Origin of the sequence: Sphingobacterium prati (assembly GCF_013167215.1) — a bacterium.
Taxonomy (GTDB): domain Bacteria; phylum Bacteroidota; class Bacteroidia; order Sphingobacteriales; family Sphingobacteriaceae; genus Sphingobacterium; species Sphingobacterium prati.
Genome location: NZ_JABJWY010000035.1, coordinates 349,101 through 367,882 on the forward strand (window position 1 = coordinate 349,101; position 18,782 = coordinate 367,882).

Annotated in this window: 15 protein-coding genes; 7 read left to right on the plus strand and 8 right to left on the minus strand. The window is 39.9% G+C overall.

Going from position 1 to position 18,782, the window contains the following annotated elements; genetic code table 11:
* Window position 1: 1 nt before the first annotated feature.
* The 4 genes from HPC41_RS17305 (at window position 2) to HPC41_RS17320 (ending at window position 5,741) form a co-directional block, all read left to right on the plus strand.
* Complete coding sequence (locus tag HPC41_RS17305; protein WP_172395259.1) at window positions 2-790, plus strand: M90 family metallopeptidase; 789 nt, start codon at window positions 2-4, stop codon at window positions 788-790.
* Window positions 791-858: 68 nt separating this feature from the next.
* Window positions 859-2,640 (plus strand): DUF4091 domain-containing protein, encoded by a 1,782-nt coding sequence (locus HPC41_RS17310; RefSeq protein WP_216660811.1) that lies wholly within the window; start codon window positions 859-861, stop codon window positions 2,638-2,640.
* 245 nt (window positions 2,641-2,885) lie between these two features.
* Window positions 2,886-4,619 (plus strand): thiamine pyrophosphate-dependent enzyme, encoded by a 1,734-nt coding sequence (locus HPC41_RS17315; protein ID WP_172395260.1) that lies wholly within the window; start codon window positions 2,886-2,888, stop codon window positions 4,617-4,619.
* 645 nt (window positions 4,620-5,264) lie between these two features.
* Window positions 5,265-5,741, plus strand: coding sequence for a hypothetical protein (locus tag HPC41_RS17320; protein WP_172395261.1), 477 nt, complete (start codon window positions 5,265-5,267; stop codon window positions 5,739-5,741).
* Here HPC41_RS17320 and HPC41_RS17325 read toward each other — a convergent pair.
* Complete coding sequence (locus HPC41_RS17325; protein ID WP_172395262.1) at window positions 5,730-6,107, minus strand: diacylglycerol kinase family protein; 378 nt, start codon at window positions 6,105-6,107, stop codon at window positions 5,730-5,732. The genes HPC41_RS17320 and HPC41_RS17325 overlap by 12 nt on opposite strands.
* Window positions 6,108-6,340: 233 nt before the next feature.
* Between HPC41_RS17325 and HPC41_RS17330 the strand changes: the two genes are divergently transcribed.
* Window positions 6,341-7,513: a MalY/PatB family protein gene (locus tag HPC41_RS17330; protein WP_172395263.1), complete on the plus strand. Its 1,173-nt coding sequence runs from the start codon at window positions 6,341-6,343 to the stop codon at window positions 7,511-7,513.
* Between the two features lie 92 nt (window positions 7,514-7,605).
* Here HPC41_RS17330 and HPC41_RS17335 read toward each other — a convergent pair whose 3' ends face one another.
* Entirely contained in the window at window positions 7,606-9,768 is a 2,163-nt protein-coding gene (locus HPC41_RS17335) for a S46 family peptidase (protein WP_172395264.1), read from the minus strand.
* A gap of 225 nt (window positions 9,769-9,993) precedes the next feature.
* Here HPC41_RS17335 and HPC41_RS17340 point away from each other — a divergent pair, with 225 nt between their 5' ends.
* Both HPC41_RS17340 and HPC41_RS17345 read left to right on the plus strand, forming a co-directional pair.
* Window positions 9,994-10,932, plus strand: coding sequence for a hydrogen peroxide-inducible genes activator (locus HPC41_RS17340; protein ID WP_172395265.1), 939 nt, complete (start codon window positions 9,994-9,996; stop codon window positions 10,930-10,932).
* Window positions 10,933-10,995: 63 nt separating this feature from the next.
* A complete protein-coding gene (locus HPC41_RS17345) occupies window positions 10,996-12,738 on the plus strand; it encodes a chloride channel protein (protein WP_246250826.1) in 1,743 nt (580 codons plus the stop codon).
* A gap of 84 nt (window positions 12,739-12,822) precedes the next feature.
* Here the strand turns inward: HPC41_RS17345 and HPC41_RS17350 are convergent, their stop codons facing one another.
* The 6 genes from HPC41_RS17350 to HPC41_RS17375 form a co-directional block, all read right to left on the minus strand.
* A complete protein-coding gene (locus tag HPC41_RS17350; RefSeq protein ID WP_172395267.1) occupies window positions 12,823-13,413 on the minus strand; it encodes a riboflavin synthase in 591 nt (196 codons plus the stop codon).
* A gap of 508 nt (window positions 13,414-13,921) precedes the next feature.
* Window positions 13,922-15,448, minus strand: a complete 1,527-nt coding sequence (locus tag HPC41_RS17355) for a sulfatase family protein (protein WP_172395268.1) — start codon at window positions 15,446-15,448, stop codon at window positions 13,922-13,924.
* A gap of 205 nt (window positions 15,449-15,653) precedes the next feature.
* Window positions 15,654-16,517, minus strand: coding sequence for an EamA family transporter (locus HPC41_RS17360; RefSeq protein ID WP_172395269.1), 864 nt, complete (start codon window positions 16,515-16,517; stop codon window positions 15,654-15,656).
* Window positions 16,504-17,322, minus strand: coding sequence for an alpha/beta hydrolase (locus HPC41_RS17365; RefSeq protein ID WP_172395270.1), 819 nt, complete (start codon window positions 17,320-17,322; stop codon window positions 16,504-16,506). The genes HPC41_RS17360 and HPC41_RS17365 overlap by 14 nt, the downstream gene beginning before the upstream one ends.
* A 76-nt stretch (window positions 17,323-17,398) precedes the next feature.
* The gene (locus tag HPC41_RS17370) at window positions 17,399-17,968 is read right to left on the minus strand and encodes a Crp/Fnr family transcriptional regulator (protein ID WP_172395271.1); all 570 of its coding nucleotides are present in this window, start codon (window positions 17,966-17,968) and stop codon (window positions 17,399-17,401) included.
* Between the two features lie 2 nt (window positions 17,969-17,970).
* Complete coding sequence (locus HPC41_RS17375; protein WP_172395272.1) at window positions 17,971-18,768, minus strand: hypothetical protein; 798 nt, start codon at window positions 18,766-18,768, stop codon at window positions 17,971-17,973.
* Between the last annotated feature and the right edge of the window lie 14 nt (window positions 18,769-18,782).

An 18,782-nucleotide genomic window follows, 5' to 3' on the forward strand; every position in this document is an offset into this window, starting at 1 on the left:
TATGTTAGGAAAGATTTTTATTGTACTGCTCATCCCAATAACCATTTACGTTGTTTATTACCTATTAAATCGCACGGCTAAAAATAATAAAGCGATTAAACGTGTCTTAAGTAATGAGGGGAAGGATATTTTGGAGCAGGAGGTAGACTACTACCGCCGTCTTTCGGCCCAGGATAAACAGGAGTTTGAAACACGTTGCCTAGCGTTTTTGGATACGGTCAAAATAGAAGGTGTGGGGGTGACTGTGGAGTTAAAAGATTATATGTTAATTGCTGCAAGTGCAATTATTCCCATATTTGTATTTAAGAATTGGACCTATCCAAACTTAACCAACATTATGGTCTACCCATCCCATTTTAATGCAGATTATCAGTTTGAAGGACATGGAGACCGAAATATCATGGGAATGGTGGGCGAAGGTGCCATGAATGGACAGATGATTTTATCTAAATCAGCTTTGGAGTATGGTTTTAAAAATGCAAATGATGGGCAGAATACAGCAATCCATGAATTTGTGCATCTCATCGATAAAATAGATGGGACTGTAGACGGTCTGCCAACTTATTTATTGGATAAGACCGCCGTAATCCCTTTTATGAATTTAATACGGGAAGAAATTAACAAGATAAAAACACATCAATCCGATATAGACATTTACGGCATGACCAATCCCGGAGAGTTTTTTGCGGTTGCGTCCGAATACTTTTTCGAGAATCCAGCAAAATTCCAAAAGAACCATCCGGCGCTTTATGCGAAACTTTCTGCAATTTTTGAACAAAGTTCAGTGTAGATACATGAAATTTTAGTATTTTTAAAGCAAACAGAAAATGTTTGCTTTTTTTGTTAATTATAACTGTTATGCCTAAAACTACTATTTATTCTACCATTGCACTTGCATGCCTATTATTTTGCGGCAATAATGAGATTTTTTCCCAGGGGCGTTATGCCGTAGGAACAACTTTTAGTGAAATGCCGGATCCGACAAAGGATATACGCTCGGATTGGTCAAATGTTAAACCGGGTTTACATGCTTCGTTTGTGACCATCGATAAGCGTTTTCCAAAATCTTTAAACCCGAACATTGCCATCCAGCCTAACATGGCGGTAGATGCATGGAAAGGGGAGCGGGTGTCTGCACAAATACTCTTGTGGACAAACGCAGCTGCTGAAAATGTCGTTGTTTCGACTGAGGAATTAAAATCAACTGCCGGGGAAACCATTCCTGCAGATGTTATACAAGCGCGATTTGTTCGTTATGTGATGACAGATGAATTTGCGGAAGGATGTGGTTACCGCAAGCCTGAAGACTTTAAGGCTGCCCTATCCCCGGATATGCTGGATGATTTAAAAAGTTATAACCTCGAATCCAAGACCGTGCGCCCCGTTTGGATTACGGTAAAGGTCCCGGAAGGAGCAGCTGCCGGTCACTATAAAACAACAATTGCTGTTAAACAAAATGGACAGGTACAGCAAAGGTTGGCTCTGACTCTTAATGTTCAGGATCATGTGTTACCGCCCGCCTCGCAGTGGACCTTTCATTTGGACCAATGGCAACATCCATCGGCTGTAGCACGTGTTAATAATGTTAAAATGTGGAGTGAAGAGCATTTTGAAGCTTTAAAGCCGACGATGAAACAGCTGGCTGCAGTGGGACAGAAAGTAATTACAGCGACCCTTAACAAGGATGCATGGAATGTACAAACCTATGATCCCTATGCAGATATGATCAGCTGGAAGAAAAATAAGGATGGCTCATGGAGTTACAATTATGCGGTATTTGACAAATGGGTGCAGTTTATGATGGATTTGGGAATTAATAAACAGATCAATTGTTATTCCCTATTACCATGGAATAACGAAGTTCATTATTTTGATGAAGTCAAAAATGAACTAGTCAATGTAGTTGCAAAACCTGGAACATCGGTATTTGAGGAACTTTGGACACCATTCTTAAAGGATTTTAGTAAACATCTCAGCGCTAAAGGTTGGTTAAAGATTACGAATATCGCCATGGATGAAAGGCCGCGGGAGCAGATGGATCCAGCGGTAGCACTTTTGGAACGTGTGGCTCCTGAGTTTGGGATTGCTTTCGCGGATAACCATAAAAGCTACCAGCGCTACCAAAAAAGTACGGATATCAGCGTTGCTGTAGGAGATCCTTTCGATCATAATGATCTGATTGAGCGACGCAAGAAGGGCTTTATTACTACATTCTATGTTTGCTGTTCGGATGAATTTCCAAATCAATTTACGTTTTCTGATCCAGCAGAATCTACCTATATGGGCTGGTATGCACTAGCAGCAGGTTTTGATGGCGCATTGCGTTGGGCCTTTAATTCTTGGGTTGCCGATCCATTACGGGATTCAAGATTCCGGACCTGGCCAGCAGGAGATACTTATATTGTTTATCCGCAAGGTCGTAGTTCCATTCGCTACGAACGTATGTTGGAAGGTATTCAAGATTATACCAAAGTAAGTATTCTGAAAGAAAAACTGGAGAAATCCAATGATGAAAGAAATTTGACAACGTTGAATGCTAAACTTGCCAAACTGAAAAAATCAAGACGCTATGCAGCTTGGAATGATGATCTTAATGACGCAAAAGCATTTGTAAACGAATTGTCCAACAAAATCAAGTAAGAAAAAATAATGGATTTGAAAAAGACCGGCTGCTCACCAAAAGAATCAGCCGGTCTTTGTTTTATAAAGTTATTTCTCTGTACAATCCATCTCAATTTAGGCGGCTGTTTCAAAAGTTTGGCATTTATCTTTTTTGTGCAATGCTGAATACCCAAAACCATTGTTTCCCAATATTGTTGTTATAAGGAAGCGATCTCGTAATAAATACATCATCGCGTTATTAAATCTTAAATCATCATATAGGTATGAAAAATGTAGCACACCAAATCGTTGGTATTTTAAAGGATGCGGGAATCAAACGTATTTATGCTGTAACGGGGGATAGTTTAAATTTTTTCAATGAGGCGGTTCATGAGGATGGGACCATGCAATGGATACATGTGCGGCATGAGGAGGTTGGCGCCTTTGCAGCAACAGCAGAGGCAGATTTACATGGAATCGCCTGTTGCGCCGGTAGTAGTGGTCCCGGCCATGTACATCTGATCAATGGTGTTTATGAGGCACATAAGACGCGTGTTCCGATGTTGGTAATTGCTTCGACCTGCGCCACCTATGAGTTTGGTACCGACTATTTTCAGGAGACCAACCCGATCAAATTATTTGATGATTGTTCATGCTATAATCAAATGATTACTCGGCCAGAGCAAGTGCAACGTATGGTTCAAAATGCATTGCAACAGGCGATTTCAAAAAGAGATGTCGCTGTTATCGGCCTGCCGGGTGATGTTTCCGAAATGGAAGCTGTTCAAATGAATACATCCGCCAAAGTGTTTTTTACGCAGCCCCAGATACGGCCTTCTGAGCTGGAAATCGGCCGGTTGGCACAATATATCAATCAGGCAGAAAAAGTAACTTTATTCTGCGGTGTTGGTGCAAAGAATGCGCAGCAACAAATTGTTGATCTCTCCCAGAAAATTCATGCGCCGGTAGGGTATTCGTTTAAAGCCAAATTGGATATTCAACGGGATAATCCTAACGAAATCGGTATGACAGGACTTTTAGGGACAGCGTCAGCCTTTCAGAGTATGCACCATTCAGATCTGATCCTACTTTTGGGAACTGATTTTCCTTACAAAGATTTTATCCCTACCAATAAAACAATTGTTCAGATCGATATCGAAGGAGAGAAGCTTGGACGAAGATCGATTGTGGATTATGGCCTAGTGGGGGATATTGAGCATACATTAAAAGCTGTTTTACCGTTTGTGGAGGCTAGAAGCGATTCAAGTTTTCTTGAGAAGCAACTGGCTGCTTACGAGAAAGTAAAAGAAGATTTGATGATTTATGTGGATGATTATGGAAGTGAATGCGCAATTCAGCCAGAATTTGTCGCCCATGCAATTGATCAAAAAGCAAGTGATGATGCAATTTTTTTAGTAGATACAGGAATGTCCTGCGTTTGGGGAGCGCGTTATATCAATCAGCGACGGGATCGCAAGATGCTTGGTTCGTTTAATCATGGATCCATGGCTAATGCCATGCCAATGGCTATTGGAGCCGCGTTGACACATCCCGAGAGACAGATTATTGCCTTCTGCGGGGACGGTGGACTTTCGATGTTGCTAGGGGATTTGGCTACGATAAAGCAGTATAATTTGCCGATAAAACTGATTGTATTCAATAATCGTTCGCTTGGAATGGTCAAGCTGGAAATGCAGGTATCCGGTTTGAAGGATCAAGAAACCAATATGGTCAACCCGGATTTTGCCATGGTCGCACAGGCGATGGGAATCCGTGCATATACAGTGACTCAGCCAGAGGAGGTTGACGGTGTGCTTAGCGAAGCGCTTCGTATAACAGAAGAACCTGTGCTGATTGATATTTATACAAGTCCAAATGCCTTGGCCATGCCACCTAAAATTTCCTTTAGTCAAATGAAGGGAATGACTGAAAGCATGGCTAAATTGATGCTTTCAGGTAACTTTGAAGAAGTTTGGGACACTATAAAATCCAATTATAAGCATTTGAAGTCGCTATGAGTGCGTTGAAAAGATACAATATTGTAAAAAGCCTCCTCAGTATAAATCATATTGGGGAGGCCTTCTTTCAAGAATAAATAATTGTTCGGACTAATGATTGAATTTAATGAATTTCAGATCAACACTGGCGTTGAACAAACCAAAGGCTCTTCAATAACTCCTCTTTACAGCGTCGAAGTTTTTCTATTTTCGATTCGGCAGAAATAGAGACATTCTCTTTAACAATAATAGCCAAATCTGTTTCAATGGATAATTTAGTGAGGGATGTACACCCACTATCAAATTTCTTAAAGCTCACATCTTTCATACTAATATTGGTTAAGCATTCCTGAATTTATAGAGTACAATTTACTAATAAAAATTAGCTTAACAATAAGCTATGCATAATTTTATTGTTACTAAATTGTTTATTTTTAATCTTTTATCGCATTATAACTTATAAACAATACTGGTGCAATTTTTGTTTGCTGAATTCCAAAATATTAAATCTTAGTTATTTAAAACAATATGTTGTTTTGATTGCTATTTATTATAATAAAATAAAACAGCGGATATAAACTGTTCTAAAGTCTGGAAAGTCGTACTAAATGACTTCCTCTAATGTTTAGTTTTATCTTTTAAGCTGCATATAAAAAAAATATTCACATGAAAATAATCAATCTTGCATGGTCATTACTGATTTTTGCTGCCTCTTGTCAGCAGACTGGCAAAAAGAAAGTGGACGAAACACAAATGCAGTCAGACACCACTAGCGCTATTGAAGCAAAAGCAAATAACGGCACGTATCAATATCTCAAAAATGGAGATACAATTTCGTTAACAATTGCGATCGATGGTGATAAAGTACATGGCGACCTGAATTATTTCTGGAAAGAAAAAGACCGAAACGTCGGTTCGATTGACGGTGTACTTAAAGATAGCCTATTATTGGCTGATTACACTTTTTCTTCCGAAGGACAGCAATCTATCCGTCAAGTTGCTTTTAAATTCACTGAAAACCGGGCGGTTGAAGGCTATGGTGAAATGGAAGAAAAAGGTAATAAAATGTCATTTGTTGAGCCTGGCAAATTGGCTTTTGATGAAAAATTTGTGCTAGAACATGTAAGCGGCTCAGCACAATAACAAGATCCTTGGAATAAATATAATCAGTCCAATCAGTAAGGCCGTTAGGCTGCTTAGTACGACTGCTGCTGCTGCGATATCCTTTATCCGTTTGATGTCAGGATTTTTTTCCTGACAGACAAAATCAGCGAGATGTTCTACAGCAGTGTTCAATAACTCACAGACAAGGACAAAACCGATGGCGAAAATAACCGCCAGCCATTCATAGTGACTTATCCGGAGGAGGTAAGATAGCATTATCGCTAAAATTGCTGCAACGAGATGCACCCTGAAATTGTGCTCTTCTTGCCAAACTATTTTTAATCCGTTGAAGGCATAGCTGAAACTACGGATTCTATCTTTCCATGAAAAGTTGCTTCTTGCCATAGTCGTCCTTAAAAGTTATGTAAATATAATCTTTTTGTTTTTGCTTTGTTTTAGATTTATGTTTGCCGCTATTGTTGTTATAATTGCGGTCTTTGCCAGTAGCTAGTAATTCGGATAGTAATTGTTTTGGAGATAGGTTAGGCCTGCCATGTTTTGGGTGAGATTTGAATTCCTTTGTATGCAATTTCAATGCAGGTATTGGAAGTACGCACTATTTTTGAGTAAATTGCTTTATGATCTATAATTTTGATAAAATAATCAGCCGTAGGGGCACAGATTCGGTCAAGTGGAACCAGCAGGACTATGCCGATTTAATTCCACTTTGGGTTGCCGATATGGACTTTCCAGCATCGCAACCAGTTATAGAGGCGCTAACTGAGCGTGTTCAACATGGCGTTTATGGCTATGCCAGAGTTCCAGATGCGTTTTATGATGCGGTTTCAGGTTGGTCTGAACGTAAACATGGCTTTCAATTGCAGCGAGAATGGATACTTCCTGTTTTAGGAGTAGTGCCGGCATTATCAGCTATTGTCGCCGCATTGACAGAATCTGGCGATAAGGTGCTGATACAAGAGCCTGTCTACCACTGTTTTTTTTCATCTATCGAACGTAATGGCTGTGAGGTAGTTTCCAACGATCTTCTGTACCAAGATGGGCAATATAAAATTGATTTTGATGATTTTGAAACTAAAGCGAGCGATCCCAAGGTGAAGCTCTTTATCCTCTGCAGTCCGCATAACCCAGCGGGTAGGGTATGGACCAAGACGGAGCTCGAACGCCTTGGGGAGATCTGCTTAAAGCACGATGTCCTCGTTATCTCGGACGAAATCCATTGTGACCTAGTTTTTGAAGGATATCAACATATTCCATTTGGAACGATCAATCCCTTATTTCTAACCAATACGATTACTTGCATTGCGCCGAGCAAAACCTTTAATCTGGCGGGATTGCAAGCTGCCACTGTCATCGTTCCAGATCCGTTGCTCAACAAGAAGGTGCAGCATGCTTTTCTCGTCAATGAGATAGCCAGTATAAGTCCTTTTGCGATCACGGGGCTAATTGCGGCCTATCAGCAAGGTGAGGACTGGTTGAAACAGGTCCTGGTCTATATTCATGACAACTATAGTTATTTGAAAAATTTCATAGCGGAGCATCTGCCAACCTTGAAAGTTGTTCCGTTGGAGGGAACTTATTTGGTTTGGGTAGACTGTTCGGCTTTCAAACTTTCTAGTCGAAAGCTGGGGCAGATGTTATTGCAAGATGTCCATTTACAAGTGAATGTAGGGGCAATGTATGGTAAGGGGAGTGATTGTTTTATCCGTCTGAATATTGCCTGTTCCAGATCTATCCTAGATGAAGGGCTCGTCAGACTGAAAAATGTGTTGCTGAATTTGCCAGAAGAATAATGAATTATTATCGTATTAGCTTACTCCGATATAAAAAAGCACCTGGACAATTTGATCCAGGTGCTTTTTTTAAGGTGTTTTTTAGCAACGTATTATATGCCCATTTCCTTTAAAATAAAATGAGCATTATCAATCTTATCAGCAACCCAAAGCACATACCGAATATCCACGCCAATGGATCGGCTATAGCTCTCATTCCATGCAAAATCGTTGATTGTAGCGTCGTAAGCGCGGTCAAAGTTTACACCGATCAACTCACCATTAGCATTCATAATTGGCGAACCGGAGTTGCCACCGGTGGTGTCCATGTCATACAGTATATTGACCGGAACGGATCCCAGATCTTTCTTAAGATACGGGCCAAAGTTTTTATTGAGATAAGCGGTCTTAATTTCCTGCGGGTAATCAAATTCTGGCAGGCCGAGATTCCCTTTCTGAATAATGCCTTCAATAGTCGTGAAAGGTTTCATATAAGTTGCATCCGCAGGAGCATAGCCTTTGATGTGCCCATAAGTCAGACGCAAGGTGGAATTGGCATCTGGAATAAAGTTTTTGGACTGAAAGACTTCCTTTACAGCGACATAATCACCCATCAGTTTATTCAAGACACCTTCACGTCTTTTCTGTTCGGCAGCGAAGATGACAATATCACTGTTCAGTTCATTTTGAAAATTCAATAGCTTGTCATCAAATTGCTGTAAAGCATTTACATTGGCCAAAACTGTATTTAAAATATAGTTCTGATCGCTTAACTTACTGCCATTGATGATTTGCGTTGCATATTCATTGGCCGTTTCGCTATTCAATTGTAGCTTTTGAACTGATATAATCTGATTTTTACCCTGAAAAGCAGAAGCGTCGGCAAGCATTTTCCCTAAAATACGTTGGTCTGCCTGCTTGTTGTAACTTTCATAACTTTCTTTGAGGCTCTTTTTGAGCTGCTCAACATTGTAATCAAACAACTGTTTGGCTGACTGCGAAGACCGTTCTTTACTTATTGCGGCTTTTAAAGTATTGAGATCGCGGGCAACTTTTAGTAAACTAGTGCTGTTATATATATTGTTAATCCAAAGTTCTTTCAATGCATCCTGATTACTGACCTGATAGTAGGCATCAATATCGTTTAATAGATGACCATATTTATCTTTAAGTTCCGGCTTGCTTAAAATAAATGCTGCTAACGCTTCATCTTCTTGTTTTTTTGTTGAAAGAAGGTCTATACCGCGCAGTCCTTTTAACTTACCACGATAATTTTTGAGCACATTGGCGTTACGTTTGATCCGTGTTGCTAAAGCGAGTGCGATATCTGTATTGTTTTTACCAGCTTCTTCCATTTGTCTATTTTGGAAGTCGTAAAGATTAGAAACATAGGGTAATAAATAATCCTGTTGATATTTAATATACTGAGCTGGGCGGTGTCTAAATGTTTTGCCCGGATAACCCAGGATAAAAGTGAAATCGTTTTCTTTGACGCCATTTGGATTGACTTTCAGATGTTTTTTGGGCTGGTATGGCACATTATCTTGCGAATAGGGGGCTGATTTTCCATCTTTACTCACATAGGCCCTTAGGAATGAGTAGTCACCTGTATGGCGTGGCCATACCCAGTTGTCGGTTTCTCCCCCAAACTCGCCAATATTCTGGCGTGGGATATATACCAAACGGACATCTTCGATCGTTTTGTAGCGAAACAATACATAGCTCTTACCGATGAACATTTCGGATACTTCGGCTTTGATCGTTGGATCTTCCTTTTCGGCCTGTTTAACAAGTTCTTCTTGTTTTCTTTTAATCGTATTGATGCGTTCGACCGGGTCACTGATATTGGCTACAGCATTTAGTATTTTAGCTGATACATCTTCGTACGAATCTGTAATTCTTATTTTTAGACCTTTTGCTTCAATCTCCTGTTCTTGATTTTGCGCTACAAAACCATTTTTTAGATAATTGTTGATGGCAGTACTAGCGAGCTGAACTGCTGAAAATGCACAGTGATGGTTGGTAATGATCAAACCACGATTGGAAACGAAAGATCCTGTACACCCACTGACCTGAACCAAAGCGTCCACCAATCCCACCTGACCGGGATTATAAATATCCTTTTCACTGATCTTTAATCCGGCTTTTTTTAGCCCGGCTCTATTCAAATCACTTAAAGGGTACATTCCTTCATCCGGATTTGCTTTACCAAGCGGAATGTTCGTAGCGGTTAAAAGTAGTGCTAATGCAATTGTAGTATGATGAATAAAATTCATAGTATTTTTAAATATCAACTGTTGTAAATCTTCAAATTTAAGAAAAGCTTTTTGATGAATTCGACTTTTCTGTCAACTATTGTCATAATTGCAGGGCTATTACAGCTTTTGGCAAGGTATTTATTGTATTATATCGTAGCACATGCAACCGTTCGCCCTAAAAAATTGTGTATTTGCCATCGTTTTACAGGAGTATTCGTAATTTTGCGCTTTAAAGATTTTAACATGACCTTAATCCAATTGGAATATATCATTGCTGTTGATACTTATCGTAGTTTTGTCGCTGCAGCTGAAAAGTGTTTTGTGACACAGCCGACATTAAGTATGCAGATCCAGAAACTGGAGGAATCGTTGGGAGCCAAAATCTTTGACCGGAGCCGTCAGCCCGTTGTACCCACTGAAATTGGTGAGAAGATTATTCTTCAGGCTAGATTGGTCCTAACAGAGAGCCGGAAGATCAATGAGATTGTCCAGGATAAAAAGGGCGAGATCGAAGGGACGTTAAAAGTGGGTGTCATTCCGACAATTGCACCGTATCTGTTGCCGAAGGTATTAACAACTTTTATGGAGAAATATCCAAAGCTGCAATTGCAGATTTGGGAGTATACAACCGAGCGTATTGTGCATGAGCTGAAAGTTGGTCTTTTAGACTGTGGCGTGCTGTCGACACCATTAAATGACCCGGGCATATTAGAGTCGCCTTTATTTTATGAGAATTTTGTTGCTTATATTTCTGAAAATAGCCCCTTATTTTCCAAGAAAGTGTTGAGTGGGGATGATATTGCTGACGATAAGCTGTGGTTGCTCAATGAAGGACATTGTATGCGTGGACAAGTACTCAATATTTGTCATCATAAACATAATCAGGATCTGTCTGGACGTTTTGAATATTACACAGGCAGTGTAGAAACACTTAAACGAATGGTAGATATCAATGATGGTATAACAATCTTACCCGAGCTTTCGATTTCAGATTATGTGGATGAGCAACTGGATAAGATCCGGTATTTCAAATCGCCGGAGCCTGTGCGCGAGATCTCTTTGGTTACGACACAGAATTATGTGAAGCGACATGCGATCCAGGCATTGGAAAAAGAAATATTAGCAGTGGTACCCGATAAGTTCAAAACAAAAAAGAAAAAGGAAGTGTTGAGCTTTCAATAAGAGGACATGACAAATCTCAGTGTACGTTTTTTTAGGAAGATAGATCAGATTAATCAGTGGCGGATGAAAAAAGTTTCTAACCGGAACTTTATTATTCTCTTGGCCTTTTTAGTCGGTATTGTTGGTGGTCTGATGGCGTCTGTATTAAAAAGATTGACGCATTTTATTGCGGCTACGATTCAGGATGACATTGACTGGAAGGTTAAATATTCTGTTTATTTGATTTTTCCTTTAATCGGAATATTGCTGAGTGTGTTTTTTGTTCGGAAATTTCTAAAGGGCAAGAAGATGGAACACGGTATTACGCCGATTATCTATGCCATCAGTCGCAAGGGGAGCCGATTGGATCCAAGTAATATCTATTCGCAGGTGGTCACTTCGGCGATTACTGTTGGTTTTGGAGGGTCTTGTGGATTGGAAGCCCCGGTTGCCTTAGGGGGCTCATCAATTGGTTCTAATATCGGCCGTTTTTTTGGTCTGCAATATAAAGAAGTCACCATGCTTTTAGCCTGTGGGGCGGCGGCTGGAATTTCTGGCGCGTTTAACAGCCCCTTGGCGGGAATGATCTTTGCGATTGAGATATTGCTTCCAGAATTCTCCATTCCAGTCTTTATTCCACTTTTGATTTCTTCGGCACTCGCTGCGGTGGTATCACGTCTCCTGTACAGTGAACCCCTATTCAGTACATTTAATTCGGACTGGCAGGTCTCTGCTTTGTTGTTTTATTTATTACTGGCGGTATTGATCGGTTTGTACACAATCTATTTTGCCCGTGTCTCTAATACGGTAGGAAAGTGGTTCTCCAAAATAAAGAATCCCTACAGCAAAGTTTGGGTAAGCGGAATATCCTTGGGTCTAATGATTTTTTTATTTCCCGCACTCTATGGTGAAGGCTACATCACGATCCAACAGATTCTGAATGGGCAATTTAACGCGATCGTAAAAAATAGCTTGTTTTCTGATTATAAAGATATGGGATTGGTGGTGCTGGGCTATACGATTTTGACCTTATTTGGGAAATCTTTTGCAGCATTATTTACGTTAAATGGGGGCGGGAACGGCGGTGTATTTGGGCCTAGTCTAGTGATGGGCGGGCTATTGGGCTTTGCTTTTTCCTATGGAGTCAACCTGACTGGAATTGCTGAATTAAATGTGCCAAATTTTGTGGTTGCTGGAATGGCAGGAGCATTAAGTGGTATTATGCATGCCCCATTGACGGGTATCTTCTTAATCGCGGAAGTGACAGGAGGCTACACCTTAATGGTTCCTTTGATGCTGGTCTGTTCAATTTCTTACCTGATCAATCGTGCTGTCTTAAAATACTCCATTTATACGAAAGTATTGGCCGAATCAGGTGATCTGATTTCTTACGAAGACAAGGATCGTTCGGTGCTGAGCATGATGCGGATTAAATATGTTCTGGAAACTAATTTTGTGATCTTGCGACCTGACGAAACGCCTAAGAGTAGACAGTCGGATATTATTCATAGCAAACGCAATATTTTTCCGGTGGTAAGTTATGAAGGTAAATTTATGGGGCTCCTCTATAGTGAGTTCCTGTTTTCTGTCTTGTTAGGAGAAGTGGATGGGGGAGATACTTCATTTGAAAAATTGGCACAGAAACCAAATGATACCGTTGGAATTAACGAGAACATGGAAATTGTCATGGCTAAGATGAACAAGGATGACACTTGGATATTGCCTGTGCTTGGGGATGAAAATAAATACATGGGTTTTGTATCCAAGTCCAGTGTTTTTAATAAATACCGTGCATTACTTATCCGTCAGGGACACTATCTAGAATAAATAAGTATCGTTGTAATAGGGCGACATGAGGATATCTTATTGTGCCGCCCAAAATAAATCTATGCTAGTAGCGGGTAAGCTGGATTATGCGCGCATTGCGATAATTTTTGTTACGTATTTTCCAATAATATCAAATTCAAGATTGACAGTCGTGCCTACTTCGACCTGTTGAAGATTGGTGTGTTCGAGGGTATAAGGAATGATCGCTACGGAAAACTGATCATCGCGGGAATCTAAAACAGTCAAGCTAATACCATTAACAGTGATGGATCCTTTTTCCACCGTAATATTTTGTTTGGATGGATCATACTGAAAGGTAAAAATAAAACTACCGTTTTCATCTGTTTTCTTGATGCAAGTTGCGGTCTGATCAACATGCCCCTGAACAATATGCCCGTCAAATCTTCCGCCAGCTAAAGTACACCGTTCAATGTTAACCAGATCTCCAGCTTTCAGTTCTGCCAGATTAGTTTTTTGCAAGGTTTCGTCGATTGCTGTCACCTTATGTATCTGATCATCCAATCCAACTACTGTCAGGCAGACCCCATTATGGCTTACACTCTGATCTATTTTAAATTCATTGGAGATCGGAGAGCTGACATAAAAGTGGATATTGCTTTTTTCATGTTCAATACGCTCTATTTTTCCTAAGGTTTCTATAATTCCAGTAAACATGCAATAAAATTTTTGATTGGATCAAAGTTACTAAATAATCAAAGGAAACCTTGTTTTTACAAACAAAATAGACGCATGGATGACAGAATAATCTATTGTAAATATAATTCATGACCGAGATAAATACTGTAATAGAAACTGCATTAGTATGGTATGATAAAAAAATCTCTGTTACAAATAGCAAAAAGATTGTGTGTATATTATACACTTACTATTCCTTTTGTGACAGCTATGCCAAAGCAAATTTATGGGAGTTGAAAAAAAATATTACAAAATTTTTGTTTATATCATTTGAAGCACTATCTTTGTCATAGGTTTAGGTTGATTGCCTCTAACAAAGAGGTATTTATAAAAGCTTAGCAGGTCGCCCGACCGGATGCTAAGCTTTTTTTTATTTTAAAATAAAGTCTTGTTTTGTAAGCGATTAGGTTGCAGTTATTTATTCAACTACGGTTTTTGCACAGAAAGTCGTGGTCACCCTATTAGAGAAAGGGCGAGCCTTATTCGCTTATTTATTTTTTTGTTCTTCTATCAATAACTGCTTCAATTCAGTCACCTTTTCAGGATACTCGGTTGCAACATTGTTTTTTTCTCCAATATCATTTTTTAGGTCATACAATTGATCTTCGGGATGATTTCCAGTTTCGGTATCTGTCAATTTCATATATGGGGTACCTTTACTGGGTGCAATATATTTCCAATCATCCTTGACGATGGCCAATGTTTGCGCATGTTGAACCAGGGTGCTGCGTCCTTTGAGATCTTCTCCTGTCAAGGTTTTCAATAAGGCCTTACTATCCTTTGCCTCATCAGTTTTTAATTTCACGCCCAATAGTTGTGCGCATGTTGCCAATAGGTCCATTTGGCTGATTAGTGCATTGGAAACCTTGCCTTTGGCTACCCCTTTTCCACTAACGATAAATGGTACACGCGTACCACCTTCAAAGATACTATATTTGCCACCTCGAAGTGGTCCTGCCGGCAGGTGTCCATTGAGTTGTGCCACAGCACCGTCCACATATCCGTCATCCAATACAGGACCATTGTCACTACTAAAGATAATAATGGTGTTTTTTTCCATTCCCAATAGCTGTAATTGTTGTTGAATCTGTCCGACAGTCCAGTCTAATTGAAGGATTGCATCCCCACGATAACCAAGCTTACTTTTGCCTCTAAATTGTGTTGCTGGCATCCGCGGAACATGGGGTTCGGTCAAACAGAAGTAGAGGAAAAAAGGTTTATCTTGATGTTGTGTAATAAAATCTTGTGCTTTATGCAGAAATGTTGTGGAAAGCTCTTCGTCTACCCAACGAGCACGTGTGCCACCTGTCATATAGCCAATTCGTCCAATGCCATTGATAATGGTTTGATCGTGTCCTTGCCCAGGGGAGGACTGCATTTTGAGTAATTCGGGATGCTCTTTACCAGTAGGATCATTGCCTACTTTTTTTTCATAATCGACGAGGATGGGATCCTTTTCTTCTACTGCGACAACCTGTTCATTTTCTAAAAATACGGTCGGAACACGATCGGCAGTAGCTGGAAAGATAAAAGAATAATCAAAACCAACATCGTTAGGACCAGGTTTGATTGCTGCATTCCAGTCTTTTTTAATCTCACTTCCTAACCCCAAGTGCCATTTACCGACAATAGCTGTTGTGTAGCCTGCATTTTTAAATACCTTTGGTAGCGTAATTTTGTCTGTCGGTACTATCAGTTTGGCATCCCCGGGCAAGATACCCGTTCCTTCCTGGCGCCAAGGGTAGGTACCGGTCATCAAAGCAAAGCGGGATGGGGTACAGGTGGACGAAGTACTATGTGCATTGGTAAAGCGTGTACCGGCCTGGGCCAATTTATCCAAATGCGGAGTTTCAATCTGTTTGGCACCATAACTGCTCAAATCGCCAAAACCAAGATCATCCGCGTAGATATAGATGATGTTCGGCTTGTTTAGTTTTTGGGCTAGCGTAGTCAGTGGTACCGTTACCACCAGACTAGCGGAAAGTAGGGTGATAAGAGATAAGGTCTTTTTCATATTATGCACATACGTTGATTGGGCGTCGTGATGCTATTGACGACGCCCAATATACTATTTTAAATTTGGATTTGATATCATTTTCACTTTGAGAAATTGATCAATGATTGGCCTAATCACCCTTTAGATTTATGTCTTCTTTTGCGGGAGGATAAAGAAACTCCATCTGCTAGTTTTGAATAACAAGATAGAGATTCCTTTGTGTTTATTTTCGAAGATTGATAACGCTGACTGCAAGCAAGATGAGGAATATCCCGGCCCACTGAATTCCGGAAACAATCTCGTGCAGTAATAAAACTGCGGAGATGGTGGATATCGGAATCTCCAGGCTCGAAATTATATTTCCCAAAGCAATACCGGTCTTAGGAATACCCCGGGTAAAAAATAAGGGGGGTAGAACTGTCCCAAATAGAGCGATGAGTATCCCCCAGGGCAAGGCCTCCAGTGTCATCTGCTGGACGATATTAATGTTCCAAAATACAATGATCAAGAGAAGTCCACCAAGTACTAAAAACTGACTCCGGACTGGACTCGGTAACTTATTAGCAATGTTACTAGATGAAAAAATGGCAACGGCATAACTGATTCCAGCTCCAAACCCCAATAATACACCCCTTGTATCCAAATCCTTTGTTTCTGCAAAGATATTGGTTGAAAGTGCAGTTCCCAATAAGACAATAAAGACACCCGCTATCTTTGCCCTTGATGGAATTTGCCTTCTTATGAACGCCTCTACAATTAAACTTATCCAAATGGATTGCATGAGTAGGATAATTCCCACAGATACAGGGATGTATTGTATGGCAAGGTAATACAATGTTGACGTCAAACCCAAGGATGTTCCCCAGGCAGTTAGTTTTAATTTTACAGTCAAGCTTACCTGTTGCTGTTGTTGAGGTTTCGACAAGTAATTGAGCCCCAGCAAAAACAAGAAGCCTATCAAAAATTGCAGAAAAGTCAATACACTGGTACTGATCCCCAGTTGATTGGCATATTTGACCAAAGTAGCGAGCAGGCCATAGCTGCAGGCGCCACTGGCGACGTAAAGAATAGATTTATAATCCTTCATGGCCAAAATAATTTTGAAATAAGACCAATTGATTGATCAACGATTTACGCCAGTAAGCGGTATCGTGTCCTCCCGGAGACTCGATATAGAGGTGTTCGATATTTTTAGTCGTTAACACCTTATGTAGGGATCTGTTCATTTCCAGCATTTGCGTGTCTTCAGTTCCACAATCCAGGATATAGTGCTGTCGACTATGGATCATTTTATCCGCATTGTCATAGATTCGAAAACTTAGGGATAAATCTTTTAACTCCCCGAGTACCTTATCCACCTGGTAGCCTTGATATCCTTTTCCAAAGCGGTCGAAATCAATTGCTCCACAGGAACTGCCAACAATGGAAAAGATTTGAGAATAGGCAACCCCAATATGCAATGCACCATACCCTCCCATACTCCATCCAAGCAAGCCTCTTGCAGCTCTATCTGCTTGGGTGGGAAAATGCTGATCGACATAACTGACCAGTTCTTCTCCGATAAAGGTTGTATATTGGCGCTGCTTATCCAAAGGACTATCTACATACCACGAGTTATAATTTCCGTCGGGAATAATATAAATCGTTTGGAATTCAATCGCTTTTTGGGACAGGTTTGGAATGTCCTGTTCGATTGTCCTTGTGGGATTTCCACTATAGCCATGTAATATATAAACGGTTTTATAGCGTACATCTTTTTGGATATTAGGTGTAACGATGATAGCATCTATGTTTTTGTGCATCTTGGCACTGTAGACTTGCTGATGTAAGATCTGTTGGGCACTAACTGAGAAGAAGAGTGCCAATAAAAGAAAGGTAATTCCTGTTTTCATTGCTTGAGGATTTATTGTACACTGCAAAATTCTCAAGGATATTGTTAAAAAACATGTACAAATGTTGATGGAATTATTATTTTAATTCTTTACGAATACGACTCAGTTGGGTAGGTGTAACGCCTAGATAAGAGGCAATATGATGTTGTTTGAGACGGTTAAAGAGTGATTGATTGCTGTAAAGTTCAAGATAGCGTTCTTTGGCAGACTCCCATTTCAAATTAATTTCGAGAGGTTCTTTTTTAACGACCCAATTTTTTTCAAGGTAGGCGATTTGGAAAAGTGCCAAGTCGTGATATTGTACCACCAATTCGCGGAAAAGCTTCGCGGAATACTGAATAAGCAGTACATCTTCGAGAGCTACAATATTGAAATTACTTGGTTTCTCCTCTATGATTGCCGATGTGGATGCACAGAAGCTGTTCTCTTCAAAAAATAATTTGTAAATGATATTTCCTTCTGTATCTAGCTTATAATAGCCTAATAATCCATTGGATACAAAATAGTAATATCTTGCATAATCACCTGCGCGCAAGATCAACTCATTTTTTTTAAAGCTTTTGGTTTGAAAGATCTGTTTCAATGCTGCCATCGTCCGTTCACTTAACGGAAAGTATTTGTTCATTTCGAATAGCAGCTTTTCCATCGTTATTTTGTGTTAAATTCTATTTGCGCTGAGTATAGTACAAATTCAGTTCCATTGAGTCCAACAAAGACATACTTATTTAGATCGCCACGATAGGCAATGAACAGCGGGTATTGATGTACGCGTAAGGGATTATTATAGCATTCTTCAATAGAAGCATAGCGTGCTTTTAGAACGATTTCACCCGTTTCTTTATTTTTTATTCCCTGGAGTTGCGTTTGTTCATTGGTAAAATTCGTATAAGGTAGTGCTGTAAAGCTCGGATAATAGATGAGTCGTATCCCTTCGTCGATAAAGGTTTTATTCTTTTCTTTAAAGTCGGCGATGGACTGATCGTCAGGGAACACAATTTGACCTGTTTGATTGTCTTTGATGTGTTGAAATAAGGTTGTTTCGTCCACCTTATCTATTGTATGTCTGGACTTTTGAAAGAGCTGAACGAGGGTTTCTCCGGTTTTGAAATCCGCTTCGTTATATTTATAAACCAGATCGCCTTTTTTGTTGATACGGTAACGCTCTCCTTTGTGTCGGACCCAAGCGTATTCCGCTGATCCATATTTTACAATTTCAGGTTTGTTGACGTGAAAAATCTGAAAATTGAAATCTTCTTCAAATAACTCTGCACTTTCGTAAACGGGAGAAAGTTTTATGTCGAGAACACTGTCACAGTATCCATATAAGCTATCATTTACCAATACCGGAATCAAATCGGGGTAGGACAAATTGTTTGGCATGGGCTTGGTCTGCGCATATGTAAATGCACAGGTCAGTGTGATCAAGAGTATAAAAACGTACCGCATCTGATTATTTTTTT